This window comes from Amycolatopsis sp. NPDC005232, from assembly GCF_040607795.1.
Lineage (GTDB): Bacteria > Actinomycetota > Actinomycetes > Mycobacteriales > Pseudonocardiaceae > Amycolatopsis.
Genome location: NZ_JBEXHL010000035.1, coordinates 1 through 18,703, shown reverse-complemented (window position 1 = coordinate 18,703; position 18,703 = coordinate 1). Strand labels below are relative to the sequence as shown.

Below are 18,703 nucleotides of genomic sequence, written 5' to 3'. Positions count from 1 at the left end.
GGCGTGACCGACTCTGCTCTCGACGACGTTCCGTTCCTTCGCCGCCAGGCCCGCACGCAGCGCTTCACCCTCGGCGCCCCCAAGCAGTTCCGCGTGGCCCCGGACGGCTCGCGCGTGCTGTTCCTGCGCAGCGAGACGGGCACGGACCCGCGGCACAGCCTGTGGACGCTCGATCTCGCGAGCGGTGCGGAGTCCAAGCTCGTCGACGCCGCGGAGCTGCTGCCCGGCGAGGAGGACCTGCCGCCGGAGGAGCGGGCGCGGCGCGAGCGCGCGCGGGAGACCGGCGGCGGCGTGGTCGCCTACGGCGTGGACGATGCGTTCACCGTCGTCACCTTCACGTTGTCCGGCAAGCTCTACACACTCGACCTGGCCACCGGCGCCACGGCGGTGCTCGTCGACGGCTCGGTCGTCGATCCGCGGCCCAACTCGACGGGCACGCACGTCGCTTATGTCCGCGACCGCCGCCTGCGCGTGATCGAGCTGGCCACGGGCACTGACCGCGCGCTCGCCGGGGAAGACGGCGACGACATCACGTGGGGCCTCGCTGAGTTCATCGCCGCCGAGGAAATGGACCGCACGCGCGGCTACTGGTGGGCGCCGGACGGGCAGAGCCTCATCGCCGAGCGCTCCGACCGCGGCCCCGTGCCGCGTTGGACCATCGGCGACCCCTCGAACCCGGACCACCCGGCCAACGTCGTGGCCTACCCGTCGGCGGGCTCGCCCAACGCCGTGGTGTCCCTCGCGGTGCTCGGCCTGGACGGCAGCCGCGTCGACGTCGAGCGCGGCGACTGGGAGTACCTGGTCACGGTGCACTGGTCGGCCGGCGGCGCGCCGCTGCTCGCGGTGCAGCCGCGCGACCAGAAGCGCCTCACCGTGCTGGCGCTCGACCCGGCCGACGGCTCCGTGTCCGAGCTGCACACCGAGACCGACGAGCACTGGGTCGACATCGTCCAGGGTGTGCCGGCGTGGACTTCCGACGGTCGGCTCGTCATCGCGAGTGCGGCCGACGGCGACCACCGGCTCGTGGTGGCGGGGAACCCCGTCACTCCGCCGGGGACGCAGCTGCGCGCGGTGCTGCACGCGGGCGAGCAGGTGCTCTTCACCGCGTCGGAGGCCGACTCCACGCAGATCCACGTCTACCGCACCGGCTCCGGCGGCGTTCAGCGACTGTCCACTCAGGACGGCGTGCACGGAGGCTCCGGCAGCGCGGAACTGACCGTGCTCACGGAGTGGAGCCTCGCTCACAGTGGCCCGGTAGTCACCGTCCTGCGCGACGGCACCGAGGTCGGTCGCATCTCGTCGTCCACTGTGGACCCCGAGATCGAACCGAACCTCAGCTGGCTCACGCTGGGGGAGCGCGGCCTGCGCGCCGCCCTGGTGCTCCCGCGCGGCTACGAACCCAGTGAGGGCAAGCTGCCTGTGCTCCTCGACCCGTACGGCGGCCCGCACGCCCAGCGCGTGCTGCAGAGCCGCAACGCTTTCCTCACCCCGCAGTGGCTCGCCGACCAGGGTTTCGCCGTGCTCGTCACCGACGGCCGTGGCTCGCCCGGCCGCGGCCCGGCCTGGGAGCGGGAGATCGCGGGCAAGCTCGCCGACGTCACCCTCGCCGACCAGGTCGACGCCCTGCACGCCGCCGCGGCCGACCACCCGGAGCTGGACCTCGAACGCGTCGCGATCCGCGGCTGGTCGTACGGCGGTTATCTTTCGGCCCTCGCCGTGCTCCGCCGCCCGGACGTCTTCCACGCCGCCGTCGCCGGCGCGCCCGTCACCGACTGGGCCCTCTACGACACGCACTACACCGAGCGCTACCTGGGCACACCGCAGGACGCCCCCGCGGTCTACGAGCACAACTCCCTGATCGCCGACGCCGGCGAACTGTCCCGCGCCCTGCTCATCGTCCACGGCCTCGCCGACGACAACGTCTTCCCGGCGCACTCCCTGCGCCTTTCCGGCGCGCTGCTGGCGAAGGGCCGTCCCCACGTCTTCCTCCCGTTGGCCGGGGCGACCCACATGACCCCGCAGGCCGAGGAGGTCGCGGAAAACCTGATGCGCACGCAGGTCGACTGGATCCTGCGTGAGCTCGCCGCCGTCACCGTCGACAAGGAGAACGCATGAACCGGTGGGGCCTGACCATCCCGCTCACGGGGGTGCCGCTGCTCGAGCACCGCGCCCTCGTGGAACAACTGCCCGACCTGGGCTACACCGACGCGTGGACGGCCGAAACCGCCGGCACCGACGCCTTCACCCCGCTGGTTCTGGCGTCACAGTGGGCCCCGCAGCTACGCCTCGGCACCGCCATCGTGCCCGTGTATACGCGCGGCCCCGGCCTCCTCGCCATGAGCGCCTCGACCCTCGCCGAACTGGCCCCGGGCCGCTTCGTCCTCGGCATCGGCGCCTCCTCCCCGGTCATCGTCGAAGGCTGGAACGGCGCAGAGTTCAAGGACCCCTTCGCCCGCACCCGCGACACCCTGCACTTCCTCCGCAGCGCGCTGGCCGGCGAGAAGGTCTCCGAGTCCTACGAGACCTTCTCCGTCAACAAATTCCGCCTCGAACGCGCCCCCGACCCCGCCCCGTCGGTCATGCTCGCCGCCCTCCGCCCCGGCATGCTCCGCCTGGCCGCGGCGGAAGCGGATGGCGCCATCACCAACTGGCTGGCCGCCACCGACGTCCCCCAGGTACGCAAGGTCATCGGCCCCGACGTCGAACTCGCCGCCCGCATCTTCGTCTGCCCCACCGACGACAAAGACGCCGCCCGCGCCCTGGGCCGCATGATGATCTCCAGCTACCTCACCGTCCCCGTCTACGCCAAATTCCACGACTGGCTGGGCCGCGGCGACGTCCTCGCCCCCATGCACACCGCCTGGGCCGCCGGCGACCGCAAAAAAGCCAACGAAGTCATCCCCGACTCCGTCGTCGACTCCCTGGTCATCCACGGCTCCGTCGACTCCTGCCGCGACCAGATCCAGTCCTATGTGGACAACGGCCTCACCACCCCCATCATCGCCCTCCTCCCCACCGGCAACGACCCCTTCGACCTAGTCAAGGGTCTGGCCCCGAAGCGCTGACCCAGCCCCACCCAAACGCCCCAATGCGGCATTCGTTGCACCCAACGCACCGAACGCCACATTGGGGCGCTTTTGTCACCCCTCAACCCCCACCCGGCAACGCAACTCATGGTGCGCTCCGCGCGCCGAGTCGTCGGGAAACTCCTCAACCACCATCTACCACTTCACGCCCCGAATGGCCGACGCAACAACCCCACCCACCACTCCATCCTGAACACACAGGAACACAGAGGACCCACCCCGTCCTCTACCACTGGGTATCCGTATTGTTGCATAGGGTAGGCAAGGTTACCCTAAGAAAGGCGGCTCCATGGGTGGAGATTCAGCGACCTGGCTGGCCGGCGGTCGCGACGGCGCAGCGCACCTCACCGAACTCCTCCCCATCGCCCTCCAGGGCATGGCAACAGGCATCACCGAACGCAACGGCCCCATCCCCTCCGGCGGCCCCGCCACCGTCGCCGCCTCCCTGGCCGCCTCCGGCGGCACCCAACACCTCCCCAAAACCGGCATCGGCGCCGAACAAGCCCTCTACCACTACTCAACCCTCCTAGCCGCCGGCACAGCCGACCCCTCTGACCCGGCCTGCGCCGCCCACCTCCACTGCCCCCCATTGGCCGTCTCCGTCGCCGCAGACGTAGTAGCCGCAGCGATGAACCCGTCCATGGACTCCTGGGACCAAGCCCCCATGGCCAGCGAACTCGAAGCAGAATTCCTCACCGGCATCGCCCACCTCTGCTTCCCCGGCACCCCCACCGCCGACGCGGTAGTCACCTCCGGCGGCACCGAATCCAACCTCCTCGGCCTCCTCCTGGCCCGGGAAACCACGGCCACCACCATCCGCCCAGTCTGCGGCGCGAACTCCCACCACAGCGTCGCCCGCGCCGCTTGGCTCCTCGGCCTCCCCGCGCCAGTTGTCGTCCCCTGCCAAGACGACCGCATGATCCCCGCCGCACTCGCAGAAGCCCTGGCCCCCCTCGGCGCCTCCGCCGTAGTGGTCGCCACCGCCGGGACGACCAACACCGGCCGCATCGACCCCCTCGAGGAGATCGCCCGCATCTGCCGCCTCTCCGGCGCCCGCCTCCACGTCGACGCGGCCTACGGCGGTTTGCTCCTCTGCAGCGAATCCCTCGCCCCCCGCGTCGCCGGTCTTGAACTGGCCGACTCCGTCGCCCTCGACATGCACAAGTTCGGCTGGCAACCCGTCGCCGCCGGCCTCTTCGCCGCGAGAAACGCGGCAGATCTCTCCGCGCTGACCGTCCGCGCCGAGTACCTCAACGCCGACGACGACACCGAAGCCGGTCTGCCCGACCTCCTCGGCCGCTCGATCCGCACCTCCCGCCGCCCCGACGCGTTCCGCATGGCCGTGACCGTCCGCGCGCTCGGCACCGAAGGCCTCGGCGCCCTCGTCGAAGGCTGTTGCGCCACCGCGACCGAGGTCAACGAGCTGGTGGAACGCCACCCGGCGCTGCAGTCGTGGGGCAAACCGGAGCTGTCCACGGTCGTCTTCCGCCCGCGCGGCGCCGACGACGACCTCGTCGCCCGCGTCCGCCGCACGCTGCTGGAAGCCGGCACGGCCGTCATCGGCCGCGGCGCCCTGCCGACCGGCCCGGACGGCGCCTCGCAGCTGTGGCTCAAGCTCACACTGCTGCACCCGCACACCACGGCCGAGGACTACGTCGCCCTCCTCGACCAGGTCGTCGCCACGGCCGCGGCCGAGCGCGGCGTGACCGCACCGCAAAGCCCGGTCGCCTCGTGAGGCGCTTCGACCTCGCGGGCGTGGGGATCGGGCCGTTCAACCTGTCGCTCGCCGCATTGGCCGACCCGCTCGACCAGCTCGACGTGGTGCTCTTCGACGCGCGCCCGGAGTTCCGCTGGCACCCCGGGCTGCTGGTCGACGGCGCGACGTTGCAGGTCCCGTTCCTCGCCGACCTCGTGTCGCTCGTCGACCCCACCAGCCGGCACTCGTTCCTCAACTACCTGCGCGAACGCGGCCGCCTGCTGCCGTTCTACTTCGCCGAGCGCTTCCACCTGCCGCGCGCGGAGTACGACGACTACGGCCGCTGGGCCGCCGCCCGCCTGACCGCGTGCCGCTTCGGCCACGAGGTCACCGGCCTTCGCTGGGTGGCGGCGGAAGAGGCGTTCGAGCTGACTGTGTCGGGCACCGAGCCGGTGCTGGCGTCTTCGGTGGTGCTCGGTGTCGGCACCCGGCCGAGCGTGCCCGAGCCGTTGCGGGACCTCGTCGCGGCGCCGGACGTGCTCGCGCTGCACTCGGCCGACTACCTCACCCACCGCGCCGAGCTGCTGGTCGCGGAGACGGTGACCGTGGTCGGGTCGGGACAGTCGGGCGCGGAGGTGTTCCTCGACCTGCTGCGCTCGCGGTCCACTGTGGACGGACTGCGCTGGCTCGCGCGCACGCCCGCGTTCGCGCCGATGGAGTATTCGAAGCTGGGGCTGGAGCAGTTCACGCCGGACTACACGGCCTACTTCCACGGTCTGCCCGAGGCGGTGCGCGACCGGCTGCTGCCGTCGCAATGGCAGCTGTACAAGGGGATCGACACGGAGACCATCGCCGCGATCCACGACGAGCTCTACCGCCGCAGCATCGGCGGCGGCTGGCCCGGCGCGGCGCTCACGCCCGGCGTGGAGGTCGTCTCGGCCACGGCCGGCGACGGCGGGATCGAGCTGGGCCTGCGGCACGCCGAGCAGGGGAGCACCGCCACGCACCGCACGCACGCCGTCGTCTCCGCGACCGGTTACGCGGAAACGCCGACCGCACCATTGCTGCGGGAGCTCGACGGGCGCCGCGACGACCGCGGCCGCCTCGTCGTCGGCGCCGACCACCGCCTGGAGCTGGGCGGCGGCGTCACCGGCGCGGTGTTCGTGCAGAACGCCGAGCGCCACACCCACGGCCCCGGTGCGCCCGACCTCGGCCTCGGCGCCTGGCGCGCCGCGGCGATCCTCAACGCGGTGTGCGGCAAGGCCGTCTACGACCTGCCCGACCGCACCGCCTTCACCACGTTCGGCCTGAACAACACAGGATCAGAGACCACGGAGGAGCAGTGACCTTGACCGACGCCGCCGCCTGGCGGGCCGCGGGCTCGCTCGTGACGCACAAGATGCTCGGCGAGCTGTCCTACGAGGCGATGCTGCGCCCGCGGCCCGGCGAACCGACCCGCGACGGCCACCGCACCTGGCTGCTCGACCTCCCCGGCGACGTCTCGTACCGCTTCGAGGCCCGCCGCGGCGCGTTCGAGTCGTGGACGGTCCTGCCGGGCAGCGCCGTCCGGCTCGCCGACGGCGCCGAAACGCCTGCCGACGACCCGCGCACCCTGGTCGTCGACGCGCGGGAGACCCTAGGCCTCACTGGGTTGCGCCTGGCCGACGTGCTCGCCGAGCTCACCGCCACCGTCACCAACGAGGCCGCCCGCCTGGGCCGCGCCCCGACCGCCGTCGAACTGTCCACAATGGACTACAATCTCGCTGACGGCCACCTCACCGGCCACCCGCGGCTCGTGCTGAACAAGGGCCGCGTCGGGTTCTCCGCGCCCGATCGCGCCCGCTACGCGCCGGAGGCGGGCGAGGACGTCCGCCTGCGCTGGTACGCCGTGCACCGCGACCTGGCGCAGTTCCGCTCCGTCGCCGACCTCGACGCCGCCGCGCTGCTCCGCCAAGAACTGGACGACGCCCAGCGTGAGGAGTTCACCACGCGTGTCGCCGCCGTCGGCGACCCGGCCGACTACGTGTGGGTGCCCGTGCACCCGTGGCAGGCCGACGAGATCCTCGGCACGTTGTACTCCGCCGAGCTGGCCACCGGCCGGATGATCGAGCTGGGGGAGAGCGCCGACGCCTACCTGCCGCACCAGACGGTGCGCACGCTCGCCAACCGCAGCCGCCCCGATCGCCACGACGTGAAGACCGCTGTGTCCGTGCGCAACACGCTGGTCTACCGCGGCCTGAACTCCGCGGCGACGCTGGCCGGGCCGTCGGTCACCGAATGGCTGCGCCGCGTCGACGCGGCCGACCCGCTGCTGTCGGAGAAGTACCGGTTCGCGCTGCTGGGCGAAGTGGCGAGCGTGTCCGTGCGCCACCCGCTGTTCGGCGCGCTCGAAGAGCTGCCCTACCGCTTCCACGAGACGCTCGGCGCGCTCTGGCGCGAGCCGCTCGTCGCGACGCTGGCCGAGGGCGAGCGCGCGATCTCGTTCGCCGCGTTGCCCTACCGCGACGCTTCGGGTGAAGCCGTGCTCACGCGGCTGATCACCCAGGCCGGCGACGGCGCCGAAGTGTGGCTGTCGAGGCTGTTCGACCTGCTGCTCACGCCGCTGCTGCAGTGGCTGCTGCGCTACGGCGTCGGGTTCTGCCCCCACGGCCAGAACCTCATCCTCGTCGTCGACGCCGACAGCCGGCCCGTGCGCGTGGCCATCAAGGACTTCGCCCAGGGCGTGGACCTGATGGACGAGGAACTGCCGTGTTACGCCGACCTCCCGCCCGAGGCCGACGCCGACATGCTCCGCTGGCCTGCCCACCTGCTCGCGCAGTCGCTGTTCAGCTCCGTGTTCTCCGGCCAGCTGCGGTTCTGGGCGGAGGTCCTGCTCGACGACGTCGGCCTGGCGCGCGGCGACTTCTGGGCCCTGGTGCGCGAGGTCGTCGGCCGCTACCGCGACGAGAACCCCGACGTGGCCGAGCGCTTCGACGCGTGCCGGCTGTTCGCTCCGGACGTGGAGCGCGTCACGCTCAACCGCGAGCACTTCGCCGGGCAGGGCTTCGACAAGGTGGAGCGCGACGACGAGTTCGACGTCCGCTGGGGCCGGGTGCCGAACCCGTTGCACGCGCCGGATCCGGACGGCGCGTGGTGACGCCGTTCGACCGGCCCGTCGGCGCGCGCTCGCTCACCGTGCGCGCGGAGGCGGGCTCGGCCGCGGCGGCCGTGCTGCGGCACGTGCTGGCCGAGGAGGGCACGCGGCTGGTGCTGCTCGTGCCCGACCCGCACGCGCGGTTCGCCGCGGTGGAGCTGGAGGCGCCGTTCGCCGCGTCGGTGCTCGACGACGGCTACGGCGTGTGCAGCTACGTTTTCGCCTGGACCCCGGAGCGGGAGCCGTTGCCGGACAACGGTTCCCTGGGCGCGTACCTCGGCGGCTTCGGCGACCTGCGCATGCGCGCAGACGCCGCGACGGCCGTGCCGCTGGGCGATCGCACCTGGGCTGTGGTGTGCGACGCCGAGCTGCCCTCGGGTGAACCGGCGGGCCTGGCGCCGCGCACGGTGCTGCGGACGCAGCTGGCCGCGCTCGAGGAGTTCGGTCTGGTGCCGTCGGTCGGGATCGAGCACGAGGTCGTGTTCCGCGACGACACCGGTGCGCCGCTGACCGGCCACGGCGTGGACTACGCGGTGGGCGGCACCGAACGCCTGGCCCCGCTGCTGGCCGATCTGCGCTCCGCCGCGTCGGTCCTGGGGGTGGAATCCGCCCGCGCCGAATGCCATCCCGGACAGTACGAAGTGGTGCTGCGCCATCGTGACGCGCTCACCGCGTGCGACGACGCCCTGCTGCTCCAGCTGCTCACCCGCCGCGTCGCGACCCGGCACAACGCGAGCGCCGACTACCTCGCCGCTCCGGAGACCGGGCAGGGCAACTCGTGCCACGTCCACCTGTCACTGTCGACCCCGGACGGTCCGGCGGGCTTCCCGTTCGGCCTCGGCGCCTTCCTCGCGGGCGTGCTTCGCGACGCGCGAGCGCTGACCGCCGTGTGGGCGCCCACGTGGAACAGCTACGTCCGCCTGCGCACCGCATCGTTCTCCCCGCGCGTGCTGCGCTGGGGCCTGGACGACCGCACCGCCGCCGTCCGGCTCTGCGGCACCTCCGCGTCGCCGCGGCTGGAGTTCCGCTTCGCCGGCGCCGATGCCCAGCCGCACCTCGTCGTGGCCGCCCTGGTGGCGGCCGGTAACGCCGGCGTGGCCGACGGCCTGACGCCCCCGGACCCGGGCACGGTCGTCGGCGAGCTCGCGCCGACGCCGTGGGAAGCGCTGGCGGAGCTGGAAAAGGGCCGCCTGGGCGAGCTGCTGGGGGAAGACGTCTCCACCCAGCAGCTCGCCTTGCTGCGTCAGGAACTCCACGCCGGGCTGGACGCCGTCACCGACTTCCAGCGCGGGCGTGGCTCCCTCCGTTCCTGACCGCGGCGTGCTGCGGTGCGGCCCCGACCACCGCGCCGCAGCCACCCGGCCGGGCCGCTCACGAACCGGACGGCCGGATGTTCTGGTTGATGTGGAACAGGTTCTCCGGGTCGTACCGGTTCTTGATCTGCGCCAGCCGCTCGTAGTTGTCGCGGTAGGCGGCCTTCACGCGGTCGGCGCCCTCTTCCATCATGAAGTTGACGTACGCGCCACCGGCCGAGGTCGGGTGCAGCTCGGTCCAGTAGTCCTTCGTCCAGCGCGTGATCTTCTCCCGGTTGTCGGGCGAGGGGTCGACGCCCACGATCACGCCGGACCAGCCACCGTCGCGGTAGGGGAACGCCGTGGCGTCGGCGGCGACCCGGGCGGCAGCGCCGTCGATCGGGTACATGTGCATGGACGAGTGCCCGGTGGGCAGCAGATCCCCGTAGCGGCGGTGGATCGCGATCGCCTCGTCGGAAATCTCCGTGGTGACGTCGGCGCGCCAGTACCACTGCAGCCCCGGCGGGTACAGTGCGTCGAACGCGGTTTGCAACACGTTGAAGGGCATCGGCTGCAGCCCCACGACGAGCGGGGAACCGAAGGAACGCACCGGCTCCAGCACCTCGTCGGCCCGGGCGTGAGGGCCCGTGTAGCACCAGACGATGCCGCAGGCCTTGCGGCCCCAGAGCTCCTCCGGGAACGGTGGTGCCGGCGGGATGGTGAGCAGGCCGAACCAGCCACTGAGCTCTTCGGGCAGCGACGGCAGCAGCTCGCGGTACCAGCGCAGCACGTCTTCGGTGTCCTCGATCGCATACAGGACCGGGCCGCCGATGATCGTGCCGTACTCGCCGATGTCGTTGCAGCGGAAGGTGAACGACGTGACCACCCCGAAGTTCCCGCCGCCGCCGCGCAGCGCCCAGAACAGGTCCGGGTGCGACTTCTCGCTCGCGTGCACGAAGCTGCCGTCGGCGAGGACGACGTCGGCTGAGAGCAGGTTGTCCACAGTGAGCCCGAAACGCCGCGCCAGGTAGCCGATCCCGCCGCCGAGGGTGAGCCCGCCGACACCGGTCGTGGAGAAGAACCCCGAAGGCGTGGCCATGCCGAAGGCGACTGTCGCGTGGTCGACGTCGCCCCACGTGCACCCGGCGTCGACGCGCACGGTGTGCGTCTCGGGGTCCACGGTCGTGCTGCGCATCGCCGAAAGGTCGATCACCAGTGCGTCGTCGGCGATGCCGAGCCCGCCGGCGTTGTGCCCGCCGCCGCGCACGGCGAGGTCGATCCGGTTCTCCCGCGCGAAATTCACACACGTGACGACGTCCGCGGTATCCGCGCACCGGGCGATGGCGGCCGGGTGCTTGTCGATCATCCCGTTGTAGACGGCGCGCGCCTGGTCGTAGCCGTCGTCGCCACGCGTCACGAGCTCGCCCCTCAGCGCGAGTGCCAGCTCGGGGAACGGTGCGGTGATGGTGGTCATGCGATTTCTCCCTGATGTGGAACGGCCTCCCGGTCGGGCTGCCTGCCTCACCGAAGCTAGGTACGGGGCGTTCGCACAGCGTTCGGGTTCGGCGAGGGGTCCGTTCGCGCCGTTCGGGGACACGAGTTTTTTGCCGGGGACGGGGAGTGGCTGCCGACATTTTCGGCGGTCTGCAAGGACTTCTCTGCGGCGCCCACCGCCTGCCGGCGAGCCGACCTGGCGCGGGCGTCGTCCGCTGCGCCCACCGCCCGCGTGCGCCCGACTACCGTGCCTGGGCAGGAGGCACCCCGGGATGCTCTACGTGTCGCTGCTGGGCGAGCAGTCGGTCACCCACGGTGCGACCGGGCCGGCGGTGACCCGGTCGCCGCGGGCGATCGCGCTCGTCGGCTACCTGGTGACCCACGCGGGGCTGCCGCAGCCGAGGCAGCGGATCGCGTCGCTGTTCTGGCCCGATTCCTCCGACGCGCAGGCCCGCACGAACCTGCGCCGCGAGCTGCACCACCTGCGCCACGTCCTGGGTGAGGACTCGGCGCTGCTCGCGACCGCGACGGATCTGTCCTGGCAGGACACTCCCCGCTGCCGCGTCGACGTGCGTGTGTTCGACGCCGAACGCCGCGCTGCCCTGGCCGCCGGAGAAGACGAGGAAGTCCGTGCCCACGCCGACGCCGCGCTGGCCGAGTACCGCGGCGAGCTGATGCCCGGGCTGTCCGACGAATGGCTCTTCGAACCCCGCAACGAGCTGGAACAGCAGTGCGTGGCGTTGTGCGACCTGCTCGGCGACGCCCAGTGCCGCCTGGGCGACCTCGCGGGCGCCGCCGAAACCGCCCGCCGCCGCATCCGCCTGCGGCCGTTGGAGGAGCTGGGCTACCGCACGCTGATGGAGCTGCAGGCCGACCTCGGCGACCGCGCCGGGGCCGTGAGCACCTACCACCAGTGCGCGTCGGTGCTCGAACGCGAGCTGGGTGTGGTGCCCGACCGCGCGACGCAGGCGGCGTTGCGGCGGCTGCTGGCCGACGCCGTGCCCAGCCGCGAATCCCGGCTCGTCGGCCGTACCGTCGAGTTCACGCAGCTGCGGGAACGGTGGCAGCAAGCCGCGCGCGGGCAGCCGTCGGTCGCGCTCGTGCGGGGTGACGCCGGCGTCGGCAAGACGCGGCTCGTGGTCGAGCTGGCCCGGCTCGCGCGCAGCCAAGGAGCGGTGGTCGCCGGGACGCAGTGCTTCGGGACGTCGGGCCGGCTCGCGCTGGCACCGGTGGCGGACTGGTTGCGCAACCCCGTGCTCCAGCCGTCTTTGGCGACGCTCGCCCCGGTCTGGCGCGCCGAAGTGGATCGGCTCGTCCCGGCCGGCAAGGACAGCGGACCGGCCCCCGTTGTGCGCACAGTGCGCGCGGTGGCCGACGCGTGGCAGCGGCACCGCTTCTTCGAAGGCCTCGCCCGCGCCCTCACCGGCGCCGGCCGGCCGACGTTGCTCGTGCTCGACAACGCGCAGTGGTGCGATCAGGAAACTCTGGCGTTCCTGCTCTTCTGCCTCGCCCTCGAACCTCGCGCGCCGCTGCTGCTCGCCGCCACTCAGCGGTCGGATCCCGGCGACGGCACCCTGGCCGGCTGGACGGAACGCCTGCGCGCCACCGGCCGGCTGTCCGAAGTGGATCTGAGCCCGCTGGACCTCGACGACACCGCGCGGCTGGCCGAGTCCGTCTCCGGCCTCCTGCCCTCGGGCGACGAGCTCACCCTCCTGCACGTCGCGACCGGCGGCTTCCCCCTGTCCGTGGTGGAGGCGTTGCGCTCCGGCGGCCCGCCGGGCGACCTCGACGCCGTGCTCACCGAACGCCTGCAGCAGCCGACCCCCGACGCCCGCGAGATCGCCGGCCTTGCCGCCGCCGTCGGCCGGGATTTCTCGCTCGACCTGCTCACCGAGGCCAGCGACCTCGACGCCGAAGCCGTGGTGCGCGCCGTCGACGAGCTGTGGCGGTTGCGGATCCTGCGCGAGTTCCGCGACGGCTACGACTTCTCCCACGACCTGCTCCGCGACGCCGCCTACCGGCAGGTGACCCGCGCGCGGCGCTGGCTGCTGCACCGCCGGCTCGCCCAGAGCCTCGAACTGCTGCACCCCGGCGACACCGGTTCCGTCTCAGCGCAGCTGGCCGAGCAGTACGCCCGCGGCGGCCGCCCCGATCGTGCGGTCGCGTTCTACCGCCGGGCCGCCGAGCTCGCGGCCGGCACCTTCGCCCACGGCGAGGCGATTCGGCTGTTGCGCGAAGCCCTGTCGTTGCTCGCCGGCGCCCCCGCCGGACCCGAGACGGACCGGCGCGAGCTGGAGGTGCTCGAAGCGTTGTCAGGCCCCCTCAACGCCCGGCTCGGTTACGCCTCCCCCGACCTCCAGCGGGCCCTCGAACGCTCGATTGTGCTCGCGGAACGCCTGGGGCAGCAGGATTCCACGCTCGTCGCCTTGGTCGGGCTCTGGACGTCGCGGTTCGTGCAAGGCCGCACCGCCCGTGCGCACGAGGCCGCGAAACGCGCGCTCGAACTCGTCGGCGACGACCGCACCAAAGACGAGCTCAACGGCTCCGCGCACTTCGCGTTCGCCGGCTCGTCGGTGAGCCTCGGCCGGCCCGGGGAGGCGTTGCGCCACTTCGACCTCGCCGCCCGGCTCACGCGCGGCGCACCGTCGCTGCCCATCGGCACGCAGCCCGAGGTGCACAGCCCGGCGTGGGCCGCGCACGCGCACTGGCTGCTGGGCCACGAGGACGAAGCGCTCCGCAGCTGCCGCGAAGCCGTGCGCCTGGCCCGCACGAAGATGCACCCGTACAGCCTCGCCGTGGCCCTCGCGTACGCCGGCATCACCCACCAAATGCGCGGCGATCTCGACGAGGTGAAGGAGCGCTCGGCCGAGCTGCGCGAGCTCTGCGACCGCTACGGCTTCGCCTACTACCGCGAATGGGGCCTCGTCCTGGGCGGCTGGGTGCGCGGCGACGCCGACGGCCTCGCCGACATCCGCCGCGGCGTCGCCAACCTCAAGGCCGAGGGCTCGCTCGCCCGCATGCCCTACTGGCTCGCCCTGCAGGCCGACCTGCTGGCCCGCCACGACCGCCCCGGCCCGGCCCGCGCCGCCCTCGACGCGGCCCTCGTCGTCGGTCAGGCCCGCGACGACCTCTGGTGGCTCCCCGAGGTGCTGCGGCTGCGCTCCGCCTACGACGGCCGCGAACAGGGCCGGATCCGCCTGAAGACGGCGGTGGAGCTGGCTGCCGCGCAGGGGAGTACGACGCTTCGGCTGCGCTGTGAACGGGACCTCGACCGGTACTCACAACGGACGTAGCCGCGGGGCGGTCGTTCAGATCGGTGACCGCTCGGTCGGTACGTCCCAGCGCCGTTCGCCGTGCGACGTGTCGAGCCACACCCATTCATGTCGGCTGCGGGCAATTCCGATGCGGTGGTCGAAGCCGGTGTGACATTTCAGATGCGACGGCAAAAGACACTGTTCTCCTCGAAGACAGAGTTCCACGCCATCATCGGCGAGTTGGCGTTGCGCTACCCTGAATGCGACGACGACGAGGTCATGATCGAGCAGCTTCGGTTCTTGCTCGAAGTATCTCGGAGGAAACAGATCACCTTGCAGGTCGTCCCGCTCGCCGCGCGGTACAGCCCGCTGCGGGATGGTGCATTCGTGCTGATCCGCGGCATCGATCCTGGCTCCGATGTGGTCTATCTGGAGCACTACGCCACCAGCTCCACTTTGACCGCGGATCAGTACATCCGCGGGTACCAGAGCGCGGCGGAACAGCTCCGTCGTCAGGCGATGAGTCCCGAGGAATCGGTGAGTCTTATTGCCGACTTGATCGAGGAGATGGAGGGTGGAGATGACCAGTGACCGCCTTTGGCGGAAATCGTCATACTCGGGAAGCGCGCAGGGCGACTGCGTCGAGGTCGGGTTCCCTGCGGCGGGTCCACTCGATGAAGTGGCCGTTCGGGACTCGAAGGACCCCGGAGCGGGTTTCTTCGAGCTCTCGTCGGCCGTCTGGCGGGGGTTCCTGGAGAGCGTCACCCGGGACCTCGCCGGCCAGTAGTGCCGGGTGAGCGGCCGTGTCCGAGCATCCCGACGGCGCTGGGGCACGGCCGTTTTCCGTCGGTGGTTTGCCCCGTTCGGGTCAGCCGCGCGCGAACACGGCGTTAATGCGGCGTGGCGGGCGCGGGCCAGGGCTTGCGGCGCGGGGAGTGAGTGCGCAGGCTCACACCGTGAGCGAACACGACTACGACCTGATCGTCATCGGCTCGGGCCCGGGTGGGCAGAAGGCCGCCATCGCGGCCGCGAAGCTGGGGAAGAAGGTGGCGGTCGTCGATCGCCACGACATGGTGGGCGGGGTGTGCGTCAACACGGGCACCATTCCGTCCAAGACACTGCGCGAGGCGGTCCTCTACCTGACGGGGATGAACCAGCGCGAGCTCTACGGCGCGAGCTACCGCGTGAAGCAGGACATCACCATCGCCGACCTCATGGCGCGCACCCAGCACGTGGTGGGGCGCGAGGTCCAGGTGGTCCGGGCCCAGCTGCTGCGCAACCACATCGACCTCGTGCCGGGCACGGGGTCGTTCGCCGATCCGCACACGGTGCTCGTCGAGGGCAAGCACGTCGGCGACCGGCGCACGGTGTCCGGCGACAACATCGTGATCGCCACGGGCACCCGGCCCGCGCGCCCCGCGAACGTCGACTTCGATGCCGCGCGCGTGCTCGACTCCGACGAGATCCTGCGGCTCGAGGCGATCCCGTCGTCGCTCGTGGTGGTGGGGGCGGGGGTGATCGGGATCGAGTACGCGTCGATGTTCGCCGCGCTCGGCTCGCGCGTGACGGTGGTCGAGCAGCGCGACCAGATGCTCGACTTCTGCGACCCGGAGATCGTGGAGTCGCTGAAGTTCCAGCTCCGCGACCTCGGCGTCACGTTCCGGTTCGGGGAGAAGGTGGCGAACGTCGCGGTCTCGGACGAGACGACCGTGACCACGCTCGTCAGCGGCAAGCGCATCCCGGCCGACGGCGTGATGTATTCCGCCGGCCGCCAGGGCATGACCCACGAGCTCGCCCTGGAGAACGCCGGCCTGCTGGCCGACCAGCGCGGCCGTCTGTCGGTCGACGAGCACTACCGCACCGAGGTGGAGCACATCTACGCCGTCGGCGACGTCATCGGCTTCCCCGCGCTCGCCGCCACCTCGATGGACCAGGGCCGGCTCGCCGCGTACCACGCGTTCGGCGAACCCGCCAACGGACTCGGCGCCCTGCAGCCCATCGGCATCTACACGATTCCGGAGATCTCCTACGTCGGCGCCACCGAGGCCCAGCTGACGTCCTCCTCGGTGCCGTACGAGGTCGGCATCTCCCGCTATCGCGAGCTCGCGCGCGGCCAGATCACCGGCGACAGCTACGGCATGCTGAAACTCCTGGTGTCCACAGTGGACCGCAAACTGCTGGGCGTCCACGTCTTCGGCACGGGCGCCACGGACCTCGTCCACATCGGCCAGGCCGTCATGGGCTGCGGCGGCACCGTCGACTACCTGGTGGACGCGGTGTTCAACTACCCGACTCTCTCGGAGGCGTACAAGGTCGCGGCCCTGGACGCGACGAACAAGATCCGGGCGCTGGACCGGTTCCCGATCTGAGGTCTAGGGGGTTTGTGGGCGCCGCCGGGGTCCCTCTCGGCGGCGTTCCACTGCAATCCGCGGCGTGAGCGTTCGAACACCTGTTTGACACTCAATAGAACATGTGTTCGACTGGACGGGTGCGATGGGAACGACAACGTGCAGGGGAGGGCGAGCCGATCCTGCCTGGTCTGGACGGGCTGGTGCGGTCCGTGCGGTCACCGGAGTTCGACGGCGTCACCTTTCACGAGGTGCACGCCAAGTCCGTGCTGAACCGGGTGCCGGACGGGTCGCAGGTGCCGTTCCGGTGGACCGTGAACCCGTACCGCGGGTGTTCCCACGCGTGCACGTATTGCCTTGAAGGCGGCACACCCGTGCTGCTGGCCGACGGGCGCGCGAAGCCGATCGCCGACCTCCAGGTGGGGGAGCAGATCCTCGGCACGCGCGGCCACGGCGTCGCGCGGCGGCTGGTGCCCACGGAGGTCCTGGCGCACTGGACGACGGTGCGCGAGGCGTACCGCGTGACGCTCGACGACGGCACCACGCTCGTCACCGGGCCCGACCACCGGTTCCTCAGCGCGCGCGGCTGGAAGTACGTCACGGGCAGCAAGCTGGGCGCGGCGCAGCGGCCGCACCTGGTCGAGGGCACGGAGCTCGTCGGCGGCGGCAAGTTCGTGCGCACGCCCGACGACACGCTCGGCTACCGCGCCGGCTACCTGTGCGGGATGTTGCGCTCCGGCGGCTTCGCGACGGAGAAGGACGCGGCGGCGCGGGCGGTGCGGTACCTGCCCGATTTCGGTTCGTCCGTGGGGTTCATGAGCCTGCCGCAGAAGCCCGACGCGCACTGGGCGCGCGGGCTCCTCGCCGGGCTGTTCGACCTGGCGGGCGCGTACCGGCGCGGGGTGCTCTCGATCGCGCACGACGAGACCGACGTGGTCGACGCGATGTTCGCCGCGCTGGACCGGTTCTCGTTCGACTACGAGACGGTCGGCCACCGCGAGTACGCCGGCCGGCGCCAGGCGCGGCTGACCGGCGGCGCCGGGGAAGTGTTGCGGTTCCTGCATCTGACCGATCCGGCCGTCGCGTGGAAGCGCTCTCTCGACGGCACGACGATCGGGTCCGTGCGGCGCGTCGTCACGTCCGTCGAGTCGCTCGGCCTGGAGCTGCCGCTGTTCGACATCACCACCGGCACCGGCGATTTCGTGGCCGACGGCATGGTGTCCCACAACTGTTTCGCCCGCAACACCCACACCTACCTCGACTTCGACGCGGGCCACGACTTCGACACCCAGGTCGTGGTGAAGGTCAACGCCCCGGAAGTCCTTGCCGCGCAACTGAAACGCCCCAGCTGGCAGCGCGAGCACGTGGCCATGGGCACCAACACCGACCCGTACCAGCGCGCCGAAGGCCGCTACCAGCTCATGCCCGGCATCATCCGCGCCCTGGCCGATTCCGGCACGCCGCTGTCGATCCTGTCGAAGGGCACAGTCCTCACCCGAGATCTGCCGCTGCTGGAGTCGGTCGCGAAGGACGTCCCGGTCAGCCTCGCGGTGTCCATCGCGTTGCTCGACCGCGAGCTGCAGCGCCGTCTCGAACCCGGCACCCCGAGCCCGCAGGCGCGGCTCGACCTCGTCCGCAAGGCGCGCGCGGCCGGCCTGCCGTGTTCCGTGCTCGTCGCGCCGGTGCTGCCGTACCTCACCGACTCGGTCGACGCGCTCGACGCACTGTTCACCGAACTCGCCGACGCGGGCGCCGACAGCGTCAGTGTCATCCCCCTCCACCTGCGCCCCGGCGCGCGCGAGTGGTTCGCGTCGTGGCTCGGCCGCAACCACCCCGCGCTGGTACCGCGCTACAAGCGCCTCTACGCGCGCGGCAGCTACGTCGACCGCGCCTACCGCCAGCAACTCGGCGAACGCGTCGGCCCGCTGCTGCGCCGCCACGGCCTGGCCCCCAAAACGGGCTACAACCCCCGCACAGCCGCTGAACCGGAAGTCCCGGAGCCCCGAGTGGAAGCCCCACCACCCGCCGAACAGCTCCGCCTGCTCTGAGCGCGCCACCCGGCCTTCCCCGACCGGCGCGCTCAGCAGCGGTGACCCGGCCGCGACGCCCCCCGAACGGCCGGGTCACCGTCCCCCTTCCCGCGTTCGGGCCTGCTCCCGGCGGTCGGCGCGCTCCGCGCATGACCGCCGGCGGAGTTGTCCACACCTGCTCCGAGTTGTGGACAGCTCGGCGGTCCAGCGGCGTTCTCGCCGTTTTTGTCGGGGGTGCCGGATAGACTGGACAAGGGACGCCCCCCGGGGAGGGCCAGGGTTCCGGCAAAGTCGTTGGTGTTTTAGGGGTGGATGCCGAGCAGGGTGAGTGGTCGGGTGGTGTCTCGGGTCATGTGGCGTAGTCCGGCGG

12 protein-coding genes are annotated in these 18,703 nt (G+C 71.8%); 11 read left to right on the top strand and 1 reads right to left on the bottom strand.

Translation table 11 applies throughout. From position 1 onward, the window contains the following. The first annotated feature begins 3 nt into the window (after window positions 1-3). From ABZU76_RS41530 to ABZU76_RS41505, 6 genes are all read left to right on the top strand, one after another. Entirely contained in the window at window positions 4-2,115 is a 2,112-nt protein-coding gene (locus ABZU76_RS41530; RefSeq protein WP_354880766.1) for a prolyl oligopeptidase family serine peptidase, read from the top strand. Then, window positions 2,112-3,065, top strand: coding sequence for an LLM class F420-dependent oxidoreductase (locus ABZU76_RS41525; RefSeq protein WP_354880763.1), 954 nt, complete (start codon window positions 2,112-2,114; stop codon window positions 3,063-3,065). The genes ABZU76_RS41530 and ABZU76_RS41525 overlap by 4 nt, the downstream gene beginning before the upstream one ends. 310 nt (window positions 3,066-3,375) lie before the next feature. Beyond that, entirely contained in the window at window positions 3,376-4,821 is a 1,446-nt protein-coding gene (locus ABZU76_RS41520) for an aminotransferase class V-fold PLP-dependent enzyme (protein ID WP_354880760.1), read from the top strand. Beyond that, window positions 4,818-6,128: a SidA/IucD/PvdA family monooxygenase gene (locus ABZU76_RS41515; RefSeq protein WP_354880757.1), complete on the top strand. Its 1,311-nt coding sequence runs from the start codon at window positions 4,818-4,820 to the stop codon at window positions 6,126-6,128. Before ABZU76_RS41520 ends, ABZU76_RS41515 begins: the two co-directional genes overlap by 4 nt. Continuing rightward, window positions 6,125-7,918, top strand: a complete 1,794-nt coding sequence (locus ABZU76_RS41510; protein WP_354880754.1) for an IucA/IucC family protein — start codon at window positions 6,125-6,127, stop codon at window positions 7,916-7,918. Before ABZU76_RS41515 ends, ABZU76_RS41510 begins: the two co-directional genes overlap by 4 nt. After that, window positions 7,915-9,228, top strand: a complete 1,314-nt coding sequence (locus tag ABZU76_RS41505; protein ID WP_354880962.1) for a glutamine synthetase — start codon at window positions 7,915-7,917, stop codon at window positions 9,226-9,228. Before ABZU76_RS41510 ends, ABZU76_RS41505 begins: the two co-directional genes overlap by 4 nt. Window positions 9,229-9,286: 58 nt before the next feature. Here the strand turns inward: ABZU76_RS41505 and ABZU76_RS41500 are convergent, their stop codons facing one another. Then, window positions 9,287-10,681 carry an FAD-binding oxidoreductase gene (locus ABZU76_RS41500; RefSeq protein WP_354880751.1) on the bottom strand — a complete coding sequence of 465 codons (1,395 nt, stop codon included), beginning with the start codon at window positions 10,679-10,681 and terminating at the stop codon, window positions 9,287-9,289. A 292-nt stretch (window positions 10,682-10,973) separates the two neighbouring features. Here ABZU76_RS41500 and ABZU76_RS41495 point away from each other — a divergent pair, with 292 nt between their 5' ends. From ABZU76_RS41495 to ABZU76_RS41475, 5 genes are all read left to right on the top strand, one after another. Then, window positions 10,974-13,994 (top strand): AAA family ATPase, encoded by a 3,021-nt coding sequence (locus ABZU76_RS41495; protein WP_354880748.1) that lies wholly within the window; start codon window positions 10,974-10,976, stop codon window positions 13,992-13,994. 60 nt (window positions 13,995-14,054) lie between these two features. Further along, a complete protein-coding gene (locus tag ABZU76_RS41490; protein WP_354880745.1) occupies window positions 14,055-14,546 on the top strand; it encodes a DUF5753 domain-containing protein in 492 nt (163 codons plus the stop codon). Further along, the gene (locus tag ABZU76_RS41485; protein ID WP_354880742.1) at window positions 14,536-14,742 is read left to right on the top strand and encodes a DUF397 domain-containing protein; all 207 of its coding nucleotides are present in this window, start codon (window positions 14,536-14,538) and stop codon (window positions 14,740-14,742) included. Before ABZU76_RS41490 ends, ABZU76_RS41485 begins: the two co-directional genes overlap by 11 nt. A gap of 169 nt (window positions 14,743-14,911) precedes the next feature. After that, complete coding sequence (gene sthA / locus ABZU76_RS41480; RefSeq protein WP_220238422.1) at window positions 14,912-16,324, top strand: Si-specific NAD(P)(+) transhydrogenase; 1,413 nt, start codon at window positions 14,912-14,914, stop codon at window positions 16,322-16,324. A gap of 101 nt (window positions 16,325-16,425) precedes the next feature. Further along, on the top strand, window positions 16,426-18,351 hold the full coding sequence (locus ABZU76_RS41475) for an intein-containing Rv2578c family radical SAM protein (RefSeq protein WP_354880739.1): 1,926 nt from the start codon (window positions 16,426-16,428) through the stop codon (window positions 18,349-18,351). Window positions 18,352-18,703: the final 352 nt, after the last annotated feature.

What these genes read in the sequence shown, in the direction of transcription:
- ABZU76_RS41525 (WP_354880763.1), top strand. Translation starts at nt 2,112, where the DNA reads ATGAACCGGTGGGGCCTGACCATCCCGCTCACGGGGGTGCCGCTGCTC.
- ABZU76_RS41520 (WP_354880760.1), top strand. Translation starts at nt 3,376, where the DNA reads ATGGGTGGAGATTCAGCGACCTGGCTGGCCGGCGGTCGCGACGGCGCA.
- ABZU76_RS41500 (WP_354880751.1), bottom strand. Translation starts at nt 10,681, where the DNA reads ATGACCACCATCACCGCACCGTTCCCCGAGCTGGCACTCGCGCTGAGG.
- ABZU76_RS41495 (WP_354880748.1), top strand. Translation starts at nt 10,974, where the DNA reads ATGCTCTACGTGTCGCTGCTGGGCGAGCAGTCGGTCACCCACGGTGCG.
- ABZU76_RS41485 (WP_354880742.1), top strand. Translation starts at nt 14,536, where the DNA reads ATGACCAGTGACCGCCTTTGGCGGAAATCGTCATACTCGGGAAGCGCG.
- ABZU76_RS41475 (WP_354880739.1), top strand. Translation starts at nt 16,426, where the DNA reads ATGTGTTCGACTGGACGGGTGCGATGGGAACGACAACGTGCAGGGGAG.